This window comes from Ensifer sp. 38_S197 (assembly GCF_056924495.1).
Genome location: NZ_JBXOVZ010000002.1, coordinates 195,777 through 211,344, shown reverse-complemented (window position 1 = coordinate 211,344; position 15,568 = coordinate 195,777). Strand labels below are relative to the sequence as shown.

General features: G+C 62.9%; 15 protein-coding genes and 1 other RNA gene. 9 read left to right on the top strand and 7 right to left on the bottom strand.

The features are described from left to right. Positions 1-148: 148 nt before the first annotated feature. From AC1Z3V_RS14380 to tkt, 4 genes are all read right to left on the bottom strand, one after another. The gene (locus AC1Z3V_RS14380; protein WP_483499920.1) at positions 149-1,345 is read right to left on the bottom strand and encodes a phosphoglycerate kinase; all 1,197 of its coding nucleotides are present in this window, start codon (positions 1,343-1,345) and stop codon (positions 149-151) included. Beyond that, the gene (locus AC1Z3V_RS14375) at positions 1,342-1,935 is read right to left on the bottom strand and encodes a putative glycolipid-binding domain-containing protein (RefSeq protein WP_483499918.1); all 594 of its coding nucleotides are present in this window, start codon (positions 1,933-1,935) and stop codon (positions 1,342-1,344) included. Before AC1Z3V_RS14375 ends, AC1Z3V_RS14380 begins: the two co-directional genes overlap by 4 nt. Positions 1,936-1,940: 5 nt before the next feature. Beyond that, a complete protein-coding gene (gene gap, locus AC1Z3V_RS14370) occupies positions 1,941-2,951 on the bottom strand; it encodes a type I glyceraldehyde-3-phosphate dehydrogenase (RefSeq protein ID WP_173520428.1) in 1,011 nt (336 codons plus the stop codon). Between the two features lie 75 nt (positions 2,952-3,026). Further along, on the bottom strand, positions 3,027-5,009 hold the full coding sequence (gene tkt, locus AC1Z3V_RS14365; RefSeq protein WP_483499916.1) for a transketolase: 1,983 nt from the start codon (positions 5,007-5,009) through the stop codon (positions 3,027-3,029). A gap of 338 nt (positions 5,010-5,347) precedes the next feature. Between tkt and AC1Z3V_RS14360 the strand changes: the two genes are divergently transcribed. The 3 genes from AC1Z3V_RS14360 to ssrS all read left to right on the top strand — a co-directional run bounded on the left by AC1Z3V_RS14360 (position 5,348) and on the right by ssrS (position 6,219). Next, the gene (locus AC1Z3V_RS14360; RefSeq protein WP_065375262.1) at positions 5,348-5,617 is read left to right on the top strand and encodes a DUF4164 domain-containing protein; all 270 of its coding nucleotides are present in this window, start codon (positions 5,348-5,350) and stop codon (positions 5,615-5,617) included. A gap of 11 nt (positions 5,618-5,628) precedes the next feature. Further along, positions 5,629-6,006, top strand: coding sequence for a cell division protein ZapA (locus tag AC1Z3V_RS14355; protein ID WP_483499914.1), 378 nt, complete (start codon positions 5,629-5,631; stop codon positions 6,004-6,006). Between the two features lie 55 nt (positions 6,007-6,061). Then, positions 6,062-6,219: non-coding RNA, 6S RNA (ssrS, locus tag AC1Z3V_RS14350), on the top strand. A 22-nt stretch (positions 6,220-6,241) separates the two neighbouring features. Here ssrS and AC1Z3V_RS14345 read toward each other — a convergent pair. Continuing rightward, entirely contained in the window at positions 6,242-7,111 is an 870-nt protein-coding gene (locus AC1Z3V_RS14345) for a LysR family transcriptional regulator (protein ID WP_483499913.1), read from the bottom strand. Between the two features lie 110 nt (positions 7,112-7,221). On the opposite strand from AC1Z3V_RS14345, the gene AC1Z3V_RS14340 reads away from it, so the two are divergent. Beyond that, entirely contained in the window at positions 7,222-7,446 is a 225-nt protein-coding gene (locus AC1Z3V_RS14340; RefSeq protein ID WP_483499911.1) for a hypothetical protein, read from the top strand. A gap of 24 nt (positions 7,447-7,470) precedes the next feature. Here AC1Z3V_RS14340 and AC1Z3V_RS14335 read toward each other — a convergent pair whose 3' ends face one another. Then, positions 7,471-7,680 (bottom strand): helix-turn-helix domain-containing protein, encoded by a 210-nt coding sequence (locus AC1Z3V_RS14335; RefSeq protein WP_483499910.1) that lies wholly within the window; start codon positions 7,678-7,680, stop codon positions 7,471-7,473. 68 nt (positions 7,681-7,748) lie between these two features. After that, positions 7,749-8,138, bottom strand: coding sequence for a hypothetical protein (locus AC1Z3V_RS14330; protein ID WP_483504195.1), 390 nt, complete (start codon positions 8,136-8,138; stop codon positions 7,749-7,751). On the opposite strand from AC1Z3V_RS14330, the gene AC1Z3V_RS14325 reads away from it, so the two are divergent. From AC1Z3V_RS14325 to AC1Z3V_RS14305, 5 genes are all read left to right on the top strand, one after another. After that, positions 8,041-8,613 (top strand): 5-formyltetrahydrofolate cyclo-ligase, encoded by a 573-nt coding sequence (locus AC1Z3V_RS14325; RefSeq protein ID WP_429813386.1) that lies wholly within the window; start codon positions 8,041-8,043, stop codon positions 8,611-8,613. The genes AC1Z3V_RS14330 and AC1Z3V_RS14325 overlap by 98 nt on opposite strands. A 214-nt stretch (positions 8,614-8,827) precedes the next feature. Further along, a complete protein-coding gene (locus AC1Z3V_RS14320) occupies positions 8,828-9,652 on the top strand; it encodes a TIGR00282 family metallophosphoesterase (protein WP_429813389.1) in 825 nt (274 codons plus the stop codon). A 478-nt stretch (positions 9,653-10,130) separates the two neighbouring features. Beyond that, complete coding sequence (locus AC1Z3V_RS14315; protein WP_483499909.1) at positions 10,131-11,285, top strand: efflux RND transporter periplasmic adaptor subunit; 1,155 nt, start codon at positions 10,131-10,133, stop codon at positions 11,283-11,285. Next, entirely contained in the window at positions 11,282-14,461 is a 3,180-nt protein-coding gene (locus AC1Z3V_RS14310) for an efflux RND transporter permease subunit (RefSeq protein WP_483499907.1), read from the top strand. The genes AC1Z3V_RS14315 and AC1Z3V_RS14310 overlap by 4 nt, the downstream gene beginning before the upstream one ends. 269 nt (positions 14,462-14,730) lie before the next feature. After that, positions 14,731-15,567 (top strand): MBL fold metallo-hydrolase, encoded by an 837-nt coding sequence (locus tag AC1Z3V_RS14305; RefSeq protein WP_483504084.1) that lies wholly within the window; start codon positions 14,731-14,733, stop codon positions 15,565-15,567. Position 15,568: the final 1 nt, after the last annotated feature.

The following is a 15,568-nucleotide window of genomic DNA, read 5'->3' as shown; positions in this document are numbered from 1 at the left end:
ACAAGGGCGCGAGTAACAGGTGAAATTGTCCAGGAAAATGGCAAGAAAATCGACTAAAACGATTTAAAATATTTTAATCGATTGAATAGATAAGGTTTTTTCTTGATTGCCGGCGCGCGAGAATAGCCCCACGCGCCGGTTGCATGGCTTACTTCTGCTTGAGGATGTCGACGCCCGGGAGCGGCTTGCCTTCCATCCATTCCAGGAATGCGCCGCCGGCGGTCGAGACATAGCTGAAATCATCGGCGACTTCGGCATGGTTCAGCGCCGCGACGGTGTCGCCGCCGCCGGCAACCGAGACCAGCGATCCCTGGCGGGTGCGGGCAGCCGCATGCTTGGCAACCGCAACCGTCGCCTTGTCGAAGGGGGCGATTTCGAAGGCGCCGAGCGGGCCGTTCCAGACGAGCGTTTCGGCCTTGGAGATCCAGTCGTTGACGGCGGCGATCGACTTCGGACCGACGTCGAGAACCATGGCGTCGGCCGGGATCGCGTTGATGTCGACCACTTCGTTGTCGGCGCCAGCCTTGAACTCGCGGGCCACGACGCCGTCTTCCGGCAGAACGATGGCGCAGCCGGCCTTGTCGGCGGCGGCAATGATCGCCCTGGCGGTGTCGGCGAGGTCATGCTCGCACAGCGACTTGCCGACATTGACGCCCTTGGCGGCAACGAAGGTGTTGGCCATGCCGCCGCCGATGACGAGCGCGTCGACCTTGGTCACGAGGTTCTGCAGGAGGTCGATCTTGGTCGAGACCTTGGCGCCGCCGACGATTGCGACGACCGGCCGCTTCGGCTGGCCGAGGCCCTTTTCGAGCGCTTCGAGTTCGGCCTGCATCGTGCGGCCGGCATAGGCCGGCAGGTGATGGGCGAGGCCCTCGGTCGAGGCATGGGCGCGGTGCGCGGCGGAGAAGGCGTCGTTGACGTAGATGTCGCCGTTGGCGGCAAGCGCCTCGACGAAGGCCGGCTCGTTCTTTTCCTCGCCCTTGTGGAAGCGGGTGTTTTCGAGCAGCAGCACGTCGCCGTCGCTCATTTCGGCAATCGCGTTCTTCGCCTTGTCGCCGATGCAGTCGGCCGCGAAATGAACGCGCTGGTCGAGCACGTCTTCAACCGCCGGCGCGATCGTGTTCAGCGACATGTCGGCGACGGGTTCACCCTTCGGGCGGCCGAAGTGGGCGAGCAGGATGACCTTGGCGCCCTTCTCGGACAGTTCGCGGATGGTCGGCGCCACGCGTTCGATGCGGGTTGCGTCCGTTACCACGCCGTCCTTGACCGGCACGTTGAGATCGACGCGCACCAGCACGCGCTTGCCGGCGATGTCGGTCAGATCGTCGAGGGTCTTGAAAGTCATGAGATAGTCTCCGGTGATAGTCTCTGGAAAAGGGTGGGATAGTCGATGACGAGGCCATCCTCGTCCACGGGCAGGTCCGCGGCAAAGCTGCGGTCCTCGGCCTCGTAGCGATAGAGCCTGAAATCATCGAGGCAGGTGTAGTGCTGGCCGTCGACGACGGGCTCGAACGTGTCGAACGGCACGTAGAGCATCTTCAGCCTGGCGGTATCGGAACGGCGGTCGAGCCCGAGGCGGCGGATCGGAAGCGTGTTGGTGAAGGGTGTTCCGGCGAGGTCGATATCGATGCAGCCGTCGAACTCGCGCAGGGCTGCGCCTCGCGCCGTCATCCATTGGCCCGGAACGTCCGAGCGCAGATGCAGGCTACGGCCATCGGTCGTGTCGACCATGAATTTCCGAACCAGCCATGTCTCGTCGCAATCGATCCGGTAGCGCACGCCGTAGGGCGTGCCGCCGCGGTTGCCGATGAGAACGCCAACGGCGCGGATGACCGCGCCGTCAGCAGTATCGGTTGATGTCAGCGTCAGGTGTTCGAGCCCTTCCCCTTCAAGCGGACGCCAGCGGACCGTCTTTGAAGAAAGGGCGCGAAACATCTGCGTTAGATGAGCTTGGCGAAGGCGACGGCCGTGTCGGCCATGCGGTTCGAGAAGCCCCACTCGTTGTCGTACCAGGTGAGGATACGCACGAAGTTGCCTTCGATCACCTTGGTCTGGTCGATCGCGAAGATCGAGGAGTGGCTGTCATGGTTGAAGTCGCGCGAAACGAGCGGCTCTTCCGTGTAGCCGAGGACACCCTTCAGCGCGCCGTTCGCGGCAGCCTTGATGGCGTTGGTGATTTCCTCGACCGAGGTGTTGCGCTTGGCGACGAACTTGAAGTCGACGACCGAGACGTTCGGGGTCGGGACGCGGATCGACGTGCCGTCGAGCTTGCCCTTCAGTTCCGGCAGAACCAGGCCGACGGCCTTGGCGGCGCCGGTCGAGGTCGGGATCATCGACAGAGCCGCAGCACGGGCGCGGTAGAGATCCTTGTGCATCTGGTCGAGCGACGGCTGGTCGTTGGTGTAGGAGTGGATCGTGGTCATGAAGCCGTGGTCGATGCCGACGGCGTCGTTCAGAACCTTGACGACCGGAACCAGGCAGTTCGTCGTGCACGAAGCGTTGGAGATGACCAGGTGATCCTTGGTCAACTGGTCGTGGTTGACGCCGTAGACGACCGTCAGGTCAGCGCCATCGGCCGGAGCCGAAACGATGACGCGCTTGGCGCCCGCGGTGAGATGTGCTGCAGCCTTGTCGCGCGCGGTGAAGATGCCGGTGCACTCCATCGCGATGTCGACGCCGAGTTCCTTGTGCGGAAGCGTTGCCGGATCCTTGATCGCCGTGACCTTGATCGGCTTGCCGCCGCCGACGGTGATCGTGTCGCCCTCGACCTTGACCTCGGCCGGGAAGCGGCCGTGGATCGAGTCATAGCGCAGCAGGTGAGCGTTGGTTTCAACGGGGCCGAGATCGTTGATCGCAACGACTTCGATGTCGGTGCGGCCGGATTCGACGATCGCGCGGAGCACGTTGCGACCGATGCGGCCAAAACCGTTGATGGCGACTTTTACTGTCATGTCGGGTCTCTCCCTGTCTGGATGACGTGGTACGAAAAAAGCGGGGCGCGCCCTTGAGCGCGCCCCGCAACTTGATCAGGCGAGTTTCGCTTCCGCAGCGGCGACCACCGCCTCGGGCGTGATGCCGAAGTGCTTGTAAAGGTCCTTGTAGGGACCGGAGGCGCCGAAGGACGACATGCCGATGAAGGCGCCGTCGCTGCCGATGAAGTGATCCCAACCCTGTCGGATGCCGGCCTCGACGGCGATCTTGACCGGCGAGTTGCCGATGATCGCCTGCTGATAGTCTTCGCTCTGCTCGGCGAAGAGCTCGAAGCAGGGAACGGAGACGACGCGGGTGGAAATGCCCTTGGCGGTCAGCGCCTGGCAGGCCTTGACGGCGATCTCGACTTCCGAGCCGGTGGCGAAGATCGTGACCTTGGCATCGGCCGCCGAGATCAGGTCGTAGGCGCCGCGGGCGCAGAGGTTTTCTTCCTCATACTCGGTGCGCACAGCCATCAGGTTCTGGCGGGTGAGCGCGATACCGGACGGACGGTTGTGGCTTTCGAGCGCGAGCTGCCAGCATTCCGCCGTTTCCGTGGCGTCGGCCGGGCGGAACATCAGGAGGTTCGGGATGGCGCGAAGTGCTGCCATATGCTCGACGGGCTGGTGGGTCGGGCCGTCTTCGCCAAGGCCGATCGAGTCATGCGTCAGCACGTGGATGACGCGGATGCCCATCAGCGCGGCGAGGCGGATCGACGGGCGGCAATAGTCCGAGAAGATCAGGAAGCCGCCGGAATAGGGGATGACGCCGCCGTGCAGCGCCATGCCGTTCATGGCAGCGGCCATCCCGTGCTCGCGCACGCCGTAATGGATGTAGCGGCCGGAGAAATCATCAGGCGTGATCGACTTGGTCTGGCTCGTCTTGGTATTGTTCGAGCCGGTCAGGTCGGCCGAGCCGCCGATGGTTTCGGCGAGAACGCCGTTGATGACTTCCAGCGCGTCTTCGGAAGCCTTGCGGGTTGCCGGTGACGGCTTGGTTTCCGCGAGCTTCTTCTTGTAGTCGTCGATGGCGGAGGCGAGACGGCCTTCGAGCTCGCCGGAGAAGCGGCGAATGAACTGGGCCTTCTTCTCGGCCTCGCTCCTTTCGAGGCGCTCTTCCCATTCCTTGCGCGCCTTGGTCGAACGCAGGCCGGCCAGACGCCAGGCGTCAAGCACGTCGGAGGGAACGACGAAGGCTTCGGCTTCCCAGCCGAGCGCCTTGCGGGTGGCGGCGATTTCTTCGGCGCCGAGCGGCGAGCCGTGGACCTTGTGGGTGCCGGCCTTGTTCGGTGCGCCAAAGCCGATCGTCGTCTTAGCCGCGATCATCGTCGGCTTGTCCGACTTCTGGGCCTGCTCGATCGCGGCGGCGATCGCATCCGGGTCATGGCCGTCGACGGAGATGGTGTTCCAGTTGCAGGCGCGGAAGCGGGCGTGCTGGTCGGTCGAGTCGGCGATCGAGATCGGACCGTCGATCGAGATGTTGTTGTCATCCCAGAAGACGATCAGCTTGTTGAGCTTCAGGTGGCCGGCGAGCGAAATCGCTTCCTGGCTGATGCCTTCCATGAGGCAGCCGTCACCGGCGAGCACATAGGTATAGTGCTCCATCAGGTCGGAGCCGAATTCGTCGCGCAGCTTGCGCTCGGCGATCGCCATGCCGACGGCATTTGCAATGCCCTGGCCGAGCGGACCGGTGGTCGTCTCGATGCCGGCGGCGTGGCCATATTCCGGGTGGCCGGCGGTGCGGGCGCCGAGCTGGCGGAAATTCTTGATCTCGTCGATGGTGATGTCTTCGTAGCCCGTCAAATAGAGCAGCGAATAGAGCAGCATCGAGCCATGGCCGGCCGACAGCACGAAGCGGTCGCGGTTCGGCCAGGAGGGGTTCTTGGGGTCAAAGCTCAGATAGCGCGTAAAGAGGACTGTCGCTATGTCGGCTGCGCCCATGGGCAGACCGGGGTGGCCGGAATTTGCCTTCTCGACGGCATCCATGGAAAGGAAACGGATCGCATTTGCCATCCGGTCGTGTTTTTCGCGAGAGATCATGACTGTTCCGTTTGCGTTCGGTGGTCAGGGAACGGTCTCTATCCTCCAAAGACCGCGCAAGAAGCGGCTGACACATAGCAGGTGCGCCGTGCGAGTCAATAAATACGGGCCTTCCGCGGCCATTTGAAGACAGGTCGTTCGGCTCCTTGTCTCGCAATGCAACAGAGCTTTCGCACTGCCGTTGAAGAAAGCCGGCTACGTAATCCATCCACAGCTTCCGTAGTTGTTTGCGGAGCTTGGCATTGTTGAGACTTACGTAATAGGTTTAAAAAAGATCGAGCCGAAGCGGCGGACGGGATTCGGGCGATTCGGCCTCACGGGCGAGGTATTCGGAACACATGCCGGCAAAGACTGTCAAAGCGGCGATCGATGAACTGCGGAACGCAGTGCAATCCCTGGAGAATGCGATCGACGGTCGGTTTGACAGGGAACGGGATTTCGGCGAGTTCGAGAGCGAGGTGCGGCGCGTCAACACCGACCGCTCGCGGCTTGCGCAGGAGCTCGATCAGTCGCAGTTCCGGGCAAATCGGCTCGAGGAGGTCAACCGCGAGGTTTCCCGTCGCCTCGTGACGGCGATGGAAACCATTCGGGCGGTGCTCGACCGCTAGGAATAAGCGACATGGCGCAGGTGACAGTATCGATCGACGGCAAGGCCTACAGGATGGCCTGCGAGGAAGGGCAGGAAGATCATCTGATCGAGCTTGCCACCAGCTTCGATCAGTATGTCGGGCACCTCAAGAGCCAGTTCGGCGAGATCGGCGATCTGCGCCTCACCGTCATGGCGGGCATAATGGTCATGGACGAACTCAGCGAGGTCAATCGCCGGCTGAAGAGTCTCGAGGCCGAGGTCGGCAGTCTGACGCATGGTCGCGATGCCGCACTTTCCGACCAGATGAAGAGCGAGGAGGCGCTGGCCTCGGCGCTCAGCGAAGTCACCGCTCAGATTCACAGCATTGCCGCCAAGCTGAACGGCCGCGCCACGACACCGGCAAGCTAAAGGTTTTCGGTGGCAAGCCTCTGGCGCGAAGCCGCGAGACACTTTATATATCGACCGCGGTCTGCGCTTCCCGACAGGAACCACAATCCCCGGGGCCATACTCGATCTCAAGGGAGCTGTCCCTGTCCGGGCTCGTGGGCCTGGACACATGGCGCCCACCTACTTTGTAGGCACCCGGGATCGTAAACTATCCATCGGTTGTGTGGATCGCACTTTCTTCCCTTTGGGCGACCGTTCAATCTCCGGCAAAGGCCCGGCGAATGGCGTCAGCCATGGCCTCGACGATGCGGTCCTTGCCGTTTCCCGCTTTCGATATCCGCAATACGACGTTCGAGTGGTCGATCACCTCATAGCCGTCATCGGCCGTCAGTTCGCGGCACCCGGCCGGAATGCTGCTGCGGGCGAGCGGGGCAATGGCAAGCCCCGATACCACCGCTGCCATCATGCCGCCACTGGTGCGGCTGACATAGGCCACGCGGCTTTCCAGGCGGCATTTCCTGAGGTTGCGCTGCGCGAGGTCGTCGCACCAACCGCCTTCCAGATAGGTATAGGTGGCGATCGGCAGCGGTCGCCGCTCGTCGGTGCGGTGCTGCTCGGAGGTTACCCAGACGGTCGGGTCCATCATCAGGACTTCGTTCTTCGTGCGCCCGCCGGGCTCGAAGACGACAGCGAGATCGAGCTCGCCGGCTTCCAGTGCTGCAATGTTGGTCATCGAAGCGCCTTGCTGAACGGTCACCTCGACGCCGGGATGGATGGCGGCGAAGGTTCCGAGCGCTTTCGGCAGGGTGGAGTTGATATATTCCTCGGGTATGCCGATCCGGACCGCGCCGTCGAGAGCGGGCTGGCGCATGGCAGCGGCGGTGTCGTCGAGCAGTGTGACGATGCGTCTCGCATTGTCGAGCAATCGCATTCCCTGCGGCGTCAGCACGACGCCACGCGAATGGCGCTCGAACAGCGCGTCGCCGAGCATGTCCTCGAGCTTCTTGATCTGCATGCTGACGGCGGACTGCGTGCGCCCGACGATATCGGCGGCGCGTGTGACATTGCCGGCGTCGACGACCGCAAGAAAGGTCCGGAGCAAATCGCTGTCGAGCGCAAGGGACATGACTGTATCCATCAGAAGTTCTGATGGCAGCCATGCTTGCAATTCGTTTGTCAGATGTCAATGCGAGGGCGAAGATCGCTGATCCGATCACCTTGCGCAGGGTCTTCCCGATGAGCGTGCTTGCCGTCTTTGCCTTTTCCGAAACCTCCATCGCATTCCGCCGCCGAGCGGTGCAATGGTCTTGTGAACTTCTGTTTCCCGCGGCGTCCGTGGCCGTTCCGTCGGGTAGGCCGGCGCTGCTGCGCGATGCGGGGATTTGTCAGGAGGCGGCCGACATGGCGCATATGCAACCGCTGGCGAGGGATGCCGTCTACCGGTCGCACTGGCTGCTCTGAGCGATTTTGCGCGCCGCTCGGGGATTACGAGATGAGATCGAGCCTGGCGGCGCGAAACACCGCTTCGGCGAGATTGCTCGCCTGCAACTTGTGCATGGCATCGGTTAGTGCCCGGTCGATCCGATCGAGCGGAATGTCGGTCTCGCGCATCATGTCCTGGCGCGTGCGGCCGCGTGCGGCGAGCGTCAGGCAACGCAATTCCAACGGGTCGAGTTCGCTCATCTGGTCCTTCATGGACGTCGGCTTTTCCACTGCTGCCTGCAGGAGCGCGTCCATACATCGAACACGGGCATTAGATCCTGCTAATTATTTGAAATCGTGACCTTATTTGCACGCGCGCCATGTTTCGTGAAAGCGGAACCCTTGCCCATGATGAATGGAAAGCTAATGCTGTGCCGAACCGGGAAAGGGGTGACATGATTGTCGCAAACTGCTGCAAATGCGGCGATGCCGGTGGGTGAGCGATAGGCGCGATCGCGTAAACAGGCTGGTAGCCGGCCCGGGAATCGGCGACAGATGATGGACTTGTGCCATTTCGGCAGGTGATTTTCTCCGGCGACGATGGCGGGCGGCGGATTTGCAGGCGAGGATTTGATGTCACCGAGGGATTTGAAGGCAGCACTGCGCAAGGAGAAGCTGGCATTGCGCGATGCAATGTCGCCGGAGATGCGGATCGAAGCGAGCCTGACCATGGCCGATCACGCCGGCGACGTCATCGCGATCGATCCCGGCCACATCGTCGCCGGCTTCTGGCCGATCCGCTCCGAGGTCGACATCCGGCCGCTGATGGCGCGGCTGAAACAACGCGGCGCCCGGCTCTGTCTGCCCGCGATCGTGGACAAGCAGACGATCATTTTCCGCGAATTGCTCGACGGTGCCGATGTCATCGCCACGGGCTTCGGTACCACGGGGCCCGGTCCAGAGGCACCGGAAGTCGATCCGGATATCATGCTCGTACCACTTTCCGCGTTCGATACGACCGGCCATCGTATCGGCTATGGCGCCGGCTATTACGACCGCGCCATCGACCGGTTGCGCAACAAGGGTCACCTGCCGAAGCTGATCGGCATCGCCTTCGACTGCCAGGAAGTGGCGTCCATTCCGGCCGAACCGCACGATGTCGCGTTGGACGCCGTGCTCACGGAGAGTGGATTTCGGCATTTTTGAGTTCATTTCGCCGAGATCGTGAAATGACCTAACGCGTTGAAATCACAAAGGCCGGAGCGATAGGCCGCTTCCCGGTTTTCCTGCATTTCATCTAAGGCGTTTCCTGCGCGGTCGGGATCGTGTAGACGCTCTATCTCTTTGTTTTACGCAGTTCCGGACGCCACAATCGCTGAAGCGCTTGCCCCGGGGCTGCCCTGGTGGGATTTGAGCGAGCATGAGGCTTCTGTTTCTGGGAGATATGGTGGGCAAGACGGGCCGCACGGCGGTCTGGGAGCGGCTTCCGGGACTGATCGGTGACCTCAAGCTCGATTTCGTCATCGTCAACGGCGAGAACGCCGCCGGCGGTTTCGGCATCACCGAAGACATTTTTCTCGAGACGATCAATGCCGGCGCCGACGTGGTGACGACGGGAAATCACGTCTGGGACCAGAAGGAAGCGGTCGTCTTCTGCGAGCGGCACGACCAGTTCCTGCGCCCGGCCAATTATCCGGCCGGCACGCCGGGTCGCGGCTCCAACCTGTTCTTCGCCCGCAACGGCGCCCGCGTGCTGGTGGCCAATATCATGGGCCGCGTCTTCATGCATCCGGAGCTCGACGATCCCTTCAAGTCGGCCGAGGCCATCCTCGATGCCTGCCCGCTTGGGGAGCAGGCGGATGCAATCGTCTTCGACTTCCATGCGGAGGCGACCAGCGAGAAGCAATGTTTCGGCCACTTCGTCGATGGCCGCGCCAGTCTCGTGGTCGGCACGCATACGCACGTGCCGACCGCAGATCACCAGATCCTGAATGGCGGTACGGCCTATATGAGCGATGCCGGCATGTGCGGCGACTACGATTCGTCGCTCGGTATGGACAAGGAAGAGCCGCTCAACCGCTTCATCTCGAAAATGCCGAAGGGGCGCTTTGAGGCCGCTTCCGGCCCCGCGACCATCTGCGGCCTCGGCGTCGAGATCTCCGACCGCACCGGGCTTGCCGAAAAGATCGCGCCGCTGCGCCTCGGCCCGCGGCTGGCCGAGACGATCCCGGATTTCTGGTCCTAGGTCGAAGCCGGCAGCAATTCCGGCTTGTCGAACGCGCTTCTGGTTGAGGCGCGCTCTGCCACTTATCGCCTTCCGGGAATTGATTTTTTTCAAGGTGACAACCCCATCAAATGATGGCAGGTTATCGCGAAATCACGCCGGGCCGGGGCGTGATGTATTCGAGTGTTTTCCAGTAACGAATACCGTCCGCAGTCCTGGACTGCGGACCTCTGCTGCCGTCACCGGACAATCGGGAGCAGGCGCTCTCTGCCCGGCGATCTCGATCCAACAGCGTTCGCCGGCCGAGAGCGGAGACCGCTGTATCATTTAATTGCTTGTATGATTTTGCCTCTTGGATCGCTGCCGATCCGAGGATTTGTGCGGAGCGGGAGAGTAATGCGGCGGTTTTCGGCCCATGTCCCGCTCTGAAGTATTCAAATCGATCGCGGTGGTCGGTCGGGCTGCTCGTCGTGATCCAAAGTGCATTCGGAGGGCATGCATGTTGTCTCAGTGGCATTTGCCGATGATCGTCGGCGCTTCTCTTTCCCTTCTTTCCGCTGTTGGTGCCCAGGCGCAGGACGCGCAATTGCCCGTCGTGACCGTCGCCAAGCCGGTCGTGCGTGACGTGATCGACAGCGACGAATTCATCGGCCGGTTCGAGCCGGTCGACGAGGTGCAGGTTCGCGCCCGCATCGGCGGCTATCTCGATGAGGTCAACTTCACCGATGGCGCCCTGGTGAAGAAGGGTGACAAGCTCTTCGTCATCGACCAGCGCCCCTATCGCACGGCCCTCTCCCAGGCCGAGTCGACGCTCGAATCGGCACGCTCGACGCTGGAATTCGCCGAGGCGCAGTTCAAGCGGACGCAATCGCTGACGGGCACGGGCACGCTGTCGATCTCGACGCTCGACGATCACCGTCGGGAACTGCTTTCGGCGCAGGCGCTGGTACGCGGCTCGGAAGCGGCGGTCGAGCGTGCCAAGCTCGATCTCGACTACACCACGATCACCGCGCCGCTCAGCGGTCGCGTCGATCGGCGTCTGCTGTCGCCGGGTAATCTTGTCCAGGCCGACCAGACCGTGTTGACGACGATCGTCTCGCTCGATCCGATCGACTTCTATTTCGACGTCGACGAGCGGCGACTGCTCTCCTACGCACGGGTCGCACGCGAGCGCGGCAGCGCGCTGCAGGAAGGGGGCGGTGCGCTCGAGGTGCTGGTCACCATTGCCGACTCCAATGAGGCGCCGTTCAAAGGCAAGCTCGACTTTGCCGAAAACCGTGTCGACCCGCAGAGTGGTACGATGCGCGTGCGCGCCCGTCTTGAAAACCCGAAGCTGGTGCTGCAGCCCGGTCTCTTCGGCCGCGTGCAGATCGAAGGCTCGAACAGCTACAAGGCCGTGCTCATTCCGGATGAGGCGATCGGCGCCGACCAGAACGAGCGGATCGTCTACGAGGTGACGGCAGACGGATCGGTGGTGACCAAGCCCGTGCGGCTCGGGCCGAAGCTGCACGGCTATCGCGTCATTCGCAGCGGCATGACCGGTGAGGAGACCATCGTCGTCAACGGCCTGATGCGGGCGCGCCCCGGTACCAAGGTGAAGCCGGAAATGGTTCAGCTTCCCTCTGAGGCGCAAGCGACGGGGACGGAGCAATGAGGTTCGCTCACTTCTTCGTCGACCGACCGATCTTCGCATCGGTGCTGTCGATCGTTCTCCTGATCGTCGGCAGCATCGCCTATTTCCAGCTTCCGGTGGCGCAGTATCCGGAGATCGCCCCGCCGACCATCGTCGTTCGGGCCGCCTATCCCGGCGCGGACGCGGACACGGTCGCCAATACCGTGGCGACGCCGCTCGAGCAGGAGATCAACGGCGTCGAGAACATGCTCTACATGTCCTCCTATTCGACCGCCGACGGCTCGATGGCGCTGACGATCACCTTCAAGCTCGGCACCGACCTGGACCAGGCGCAGGTGCTGGTGCAGAACCGCGTGTCCATCGCCGAACCGCGCCTGCCGGAAGAGGTCCGGCGCATCGGCATCACGACGGCGAAGAGCTCGCCCGACCTGATGATGGTCGTGCACCTGCTCTCGCCGACCGAACGCTACGACCAGCTCTACGTCTCGAACTATGCGCGCACGCGCATCCGCGACCTGCTTGTCCGGCTCGACGGTGTCGGCGACGTCATTCTCTTCGGTGAGCGCGAATATGCGCTGCGTGTCTGGCTCGACCCGGAAAAGCTCTCCGCCTATGGCATGACCGCGGGTGACGTCGTACAGGCGCTGCGCGAACAGAACGTGCAAGTCTCCGGCGGCTCGATCGGTGGTCCGCCGGCGCCGGGCGACAGCGCATTCCAGTACACCGTCACCACAGACGGCCGCTTCAGCGATGCGCGGCAGTTCCGCTACGTCATCGTCAAGGCGACGGAAACCGGCCGTCTCGTGCAATTGCAGGACGTTGCCCGCATCGAGCTCGGCGCACGCGAATATGTCAACAACAGCTATCTGGACGGCAGCCCGGCGGTGGCGCTCGGCATCTTCTCGCGGCCGGGCACCAATGCGCTCGATGCCGCCGAGCAGATCCAGAAGGTGATGACCGACGTCTCGCGGGATTTTCCAGAGGGGCTCGAGTACCGGATCGTCTACAACCCCACCGAGTTCATCTCGGAATCGATCAACGAGGTCTACAAGACGATCGGCGAGGCGGCCTTGCTCGTCGCCATCGTGGTTCTCGTTTTCCTGCAGTCCTGGCGCACGGCGATCATCCCGATCGTTGCGATCCCCGTATCGCTGGTCGGCACCTTCGCGTTCCTCTTCGCCTTCGGCTTCTCGCTGAACATGCTGACGCTGTTCGGCCTGGTGCTGGCGATCGGTATCGTCGTCGACGATGCGATCGTCGTGGTCGAGAACGTCGAGCGAAATCTCGCGCGCGGCATGACCCCGCGCGAGGCGTCGCACGTGACCATGGACGAGGTGGGTGCGGCGGTCATCGCAATCTCGCTGGTTTTGACCGCCGTCTTCGTTCCGACGGCCTTCATCCCGGGCATCGCTGGCCAGTTCTATCTGCAGTTCGCCGTGACGATCTCGGTGGCGACGGTAATCTCTGCCTTCAATTCGCTGACGCTGTCGCCGGCGCTGGCGGCGATCCTGTTGAAGCCGCATGAGAACGGCCACCACGAGAGCGGCAACCCGCTGACGCGTTTCGGCCGATCGATGGCCAATGGCTTCAACAACGGCTTCGACCGCATGGCCGAAGGCTATGCCTGGATCGTGCGCAAGCTGGTGTCGACGAAGACGGCGGTAGCCGCGGCGCTCCTCGTCTTTGTGGGCCTGCTCGGGGCCACCTGGTACATGGCGCAGATCGTGCCGAGCGGCTTCGTGCCGACCATGGACCAGGGTTACGCGATCGTCGTCATTCAGCTCCCGGACGGGGCCTCGCTCGACCGCACCGACGCCGTGGTCAAGCGGGCATCGAAGATCATTCAGGACATTCCTGGGGTGAAGAGCGCAGTCGCCTTTGCCGGCTTCAACGGTGCGACCTTCACCAACGCGTCCAACTCGGGCGTGGTCTTCGCCCCCTTCGATAGTTTCGAAGAGCGGCTGAAGCACGGCCAGAGTGCCAACCAGATCATCGGCCAGCTCTATGGCAGCCTGCAAAGCATCCAGGAGGCCTTCATCATCGCCGTGCCGCCGCCGTCGGTGCGTGGCATCGGCAACTCCGGCGGCTTCAAGATGCAGATCATGGACCGGCAGGGTTCGGACATGCGCCGGGCGCTGGGGCTCGCCTATCAGATGATGGGTGCCGCCAACCAGACGGAGGGGCTGACGGGCGTCTTCACCACCTTCTCGGCCTCGAGCCCGCAATATTTCCTGGCGATCGACCGCGACAAGGCGCGCACGCTCAACGTGCCGATCCCCAATATCTTCGAGGCGCTGTCGATCAACCTCGGCACCTCCTACGTCAACGACTTCAACGCCTTCGGCCGTGTCTACCAGGTGCGGGCGCAGGCCGATCAGCAGTACCGCGTCGAGCGTGACAATATCCTCGCGCTGAAGGTTCGCTCCGCGACCGGTGCGCTCGTGCCGATGGGTACGTTGGTCGAGATCCGCGATACCGCCGGTCCAACGCTGGTGCAGCGCTACAACATGTATGTGTCGGTGCCGATCCAGGGTAACCCCGCGGTCGGCGTTTCGACGGGTACGGCCCTCGACAAGATGGAGGCGCTTGCCGCCCAGATCCTGCCGCAGGGCACGACCTTCGAGTGGACGGAACTCGCCTTCCAGGAACGCCAGACCGGCAATACCGCGGTGTTCATCTTCGCGCTGTCAGTCGTCTTCGTGTTCCTGGCGCTTTCGGCCCAATATGAAAGCTGGGTATTGCCGCTCGCGATCATCCTGATCGTGCCGCTCGGCGTGCTCGCGGCGCTGGTGGGCGTGTTCGTCCGCGGGCTCGACAACAACGTGCTGACCCAGATCGGGCTCATCGTGCTGATCGGCCTTGCGGCCAAGAACGCGATCCTGATCGTCGAGTTCGCGCGACAGGGCGAGGACGAGGGCAAGACGCCGGTCCAGGCGGCGGTGGAGGCAAGCCAATTGCGTCTCCGACCGATCCTGATGACGGCCTTCGCCTTCATCCTCGGCGTGGTGCCGCTCATGATCGCCACTGGCCCCGGCGCGGAAATGCGCCAGTCGCTCGGTACCGCGGTGTTCTCGGGCATGCTCGGCGTGACCTTCCTCGGCCTGTTCCTGACACCGGTCTTCTACGTCGCGCTGCGGTCGTTCCGGCGGCGCAATCCGGCGGTGGTGACCGAACCGGCTCCCCACCCCGCCGAATAGGGGGATACGACACTGTGATGCCCCGGCAACGATGCCGGGGCTTTGCCGTTGAGCGTTTAGAATCCTCGTTCTCTGTCGAGGGCGGTGACGTAAACGTGAGCAGGGCCTGCCGTTTGTAACTGGACGCGGCTAGGCCCTTGAACAATTCTCTCCCTGCCCGTGACGCCATCATCAGGCCGAGCGAAGGCAAAGGCATTCGCTGTTCAACGGCTGCAACTCCCACGCCCTTCAGGCCCGGGGTCAAGCAAGCAAAGTGAGAGAGGTGAAGGCTGATGCTCCGGTACCTTGTCTACACGTTCGCCGCCATATGGCTGATCCATGCATTCTGGCCGTCCGTCGCGCATGCGCAGCAACAGCCCCGACACGCCAGTCAGTGCCAGGCGATTGCCGAGGCCATACCGCAGGCGACCTTCGCCAGCTTCACGCCCGCGGCCGCCGCCAAGGGACAGGCGACTGCCGGTGAGGTGACCATCACTTATCTCGGTCATTCCACCTTCCTGATCGAGACGCCCGGCGGCATCTCGATCGCCACCGACTACAATGGCCGGTTTGCGCCCCCGACGCCGCCGACGGTCGCGACGATGAACAAGGCACATTCGAGCCACTACACGCTGACACCCGAGCCGGCGATCAGGACCGTGCTGCATGGCTGGGGCGATGACGGCGGACCCGCCCGGCACGACCTCGTGGTGGGCGACACCTATATACGCAACGTCACGACCGACATCCGAGCAGTCGGCGGGGCAATGGAGCGTGACGGTAATTCGATCTTCATTTTCGAGGTCGCGGACCTTTGCATCGGCCATCTCGGTCATCTTCATCACGAGCTTGACGACAGCCACTACCGCCAGATCGGCCGGCTCGATGTGCTCATGGCGCCGGTCGACGGCGGTCTGACCATGGGGGCCGAAAGCATGAGCCGTGTCGTCAATCGACTGCGGTCGTCTCTGATCCTGCCGATGCACCGTCGCGGCCCGCCCATCGACGCCTTCCTCGACATGTTCGGCGACGACTACGACAAGCGCTTCGCCGACAGTGCCAGCGTCAAAGTCTCATTGCGTTCCTTGCCAAGCAAACCGCTGATTTATATTCTCCAGGGCGTCTGAA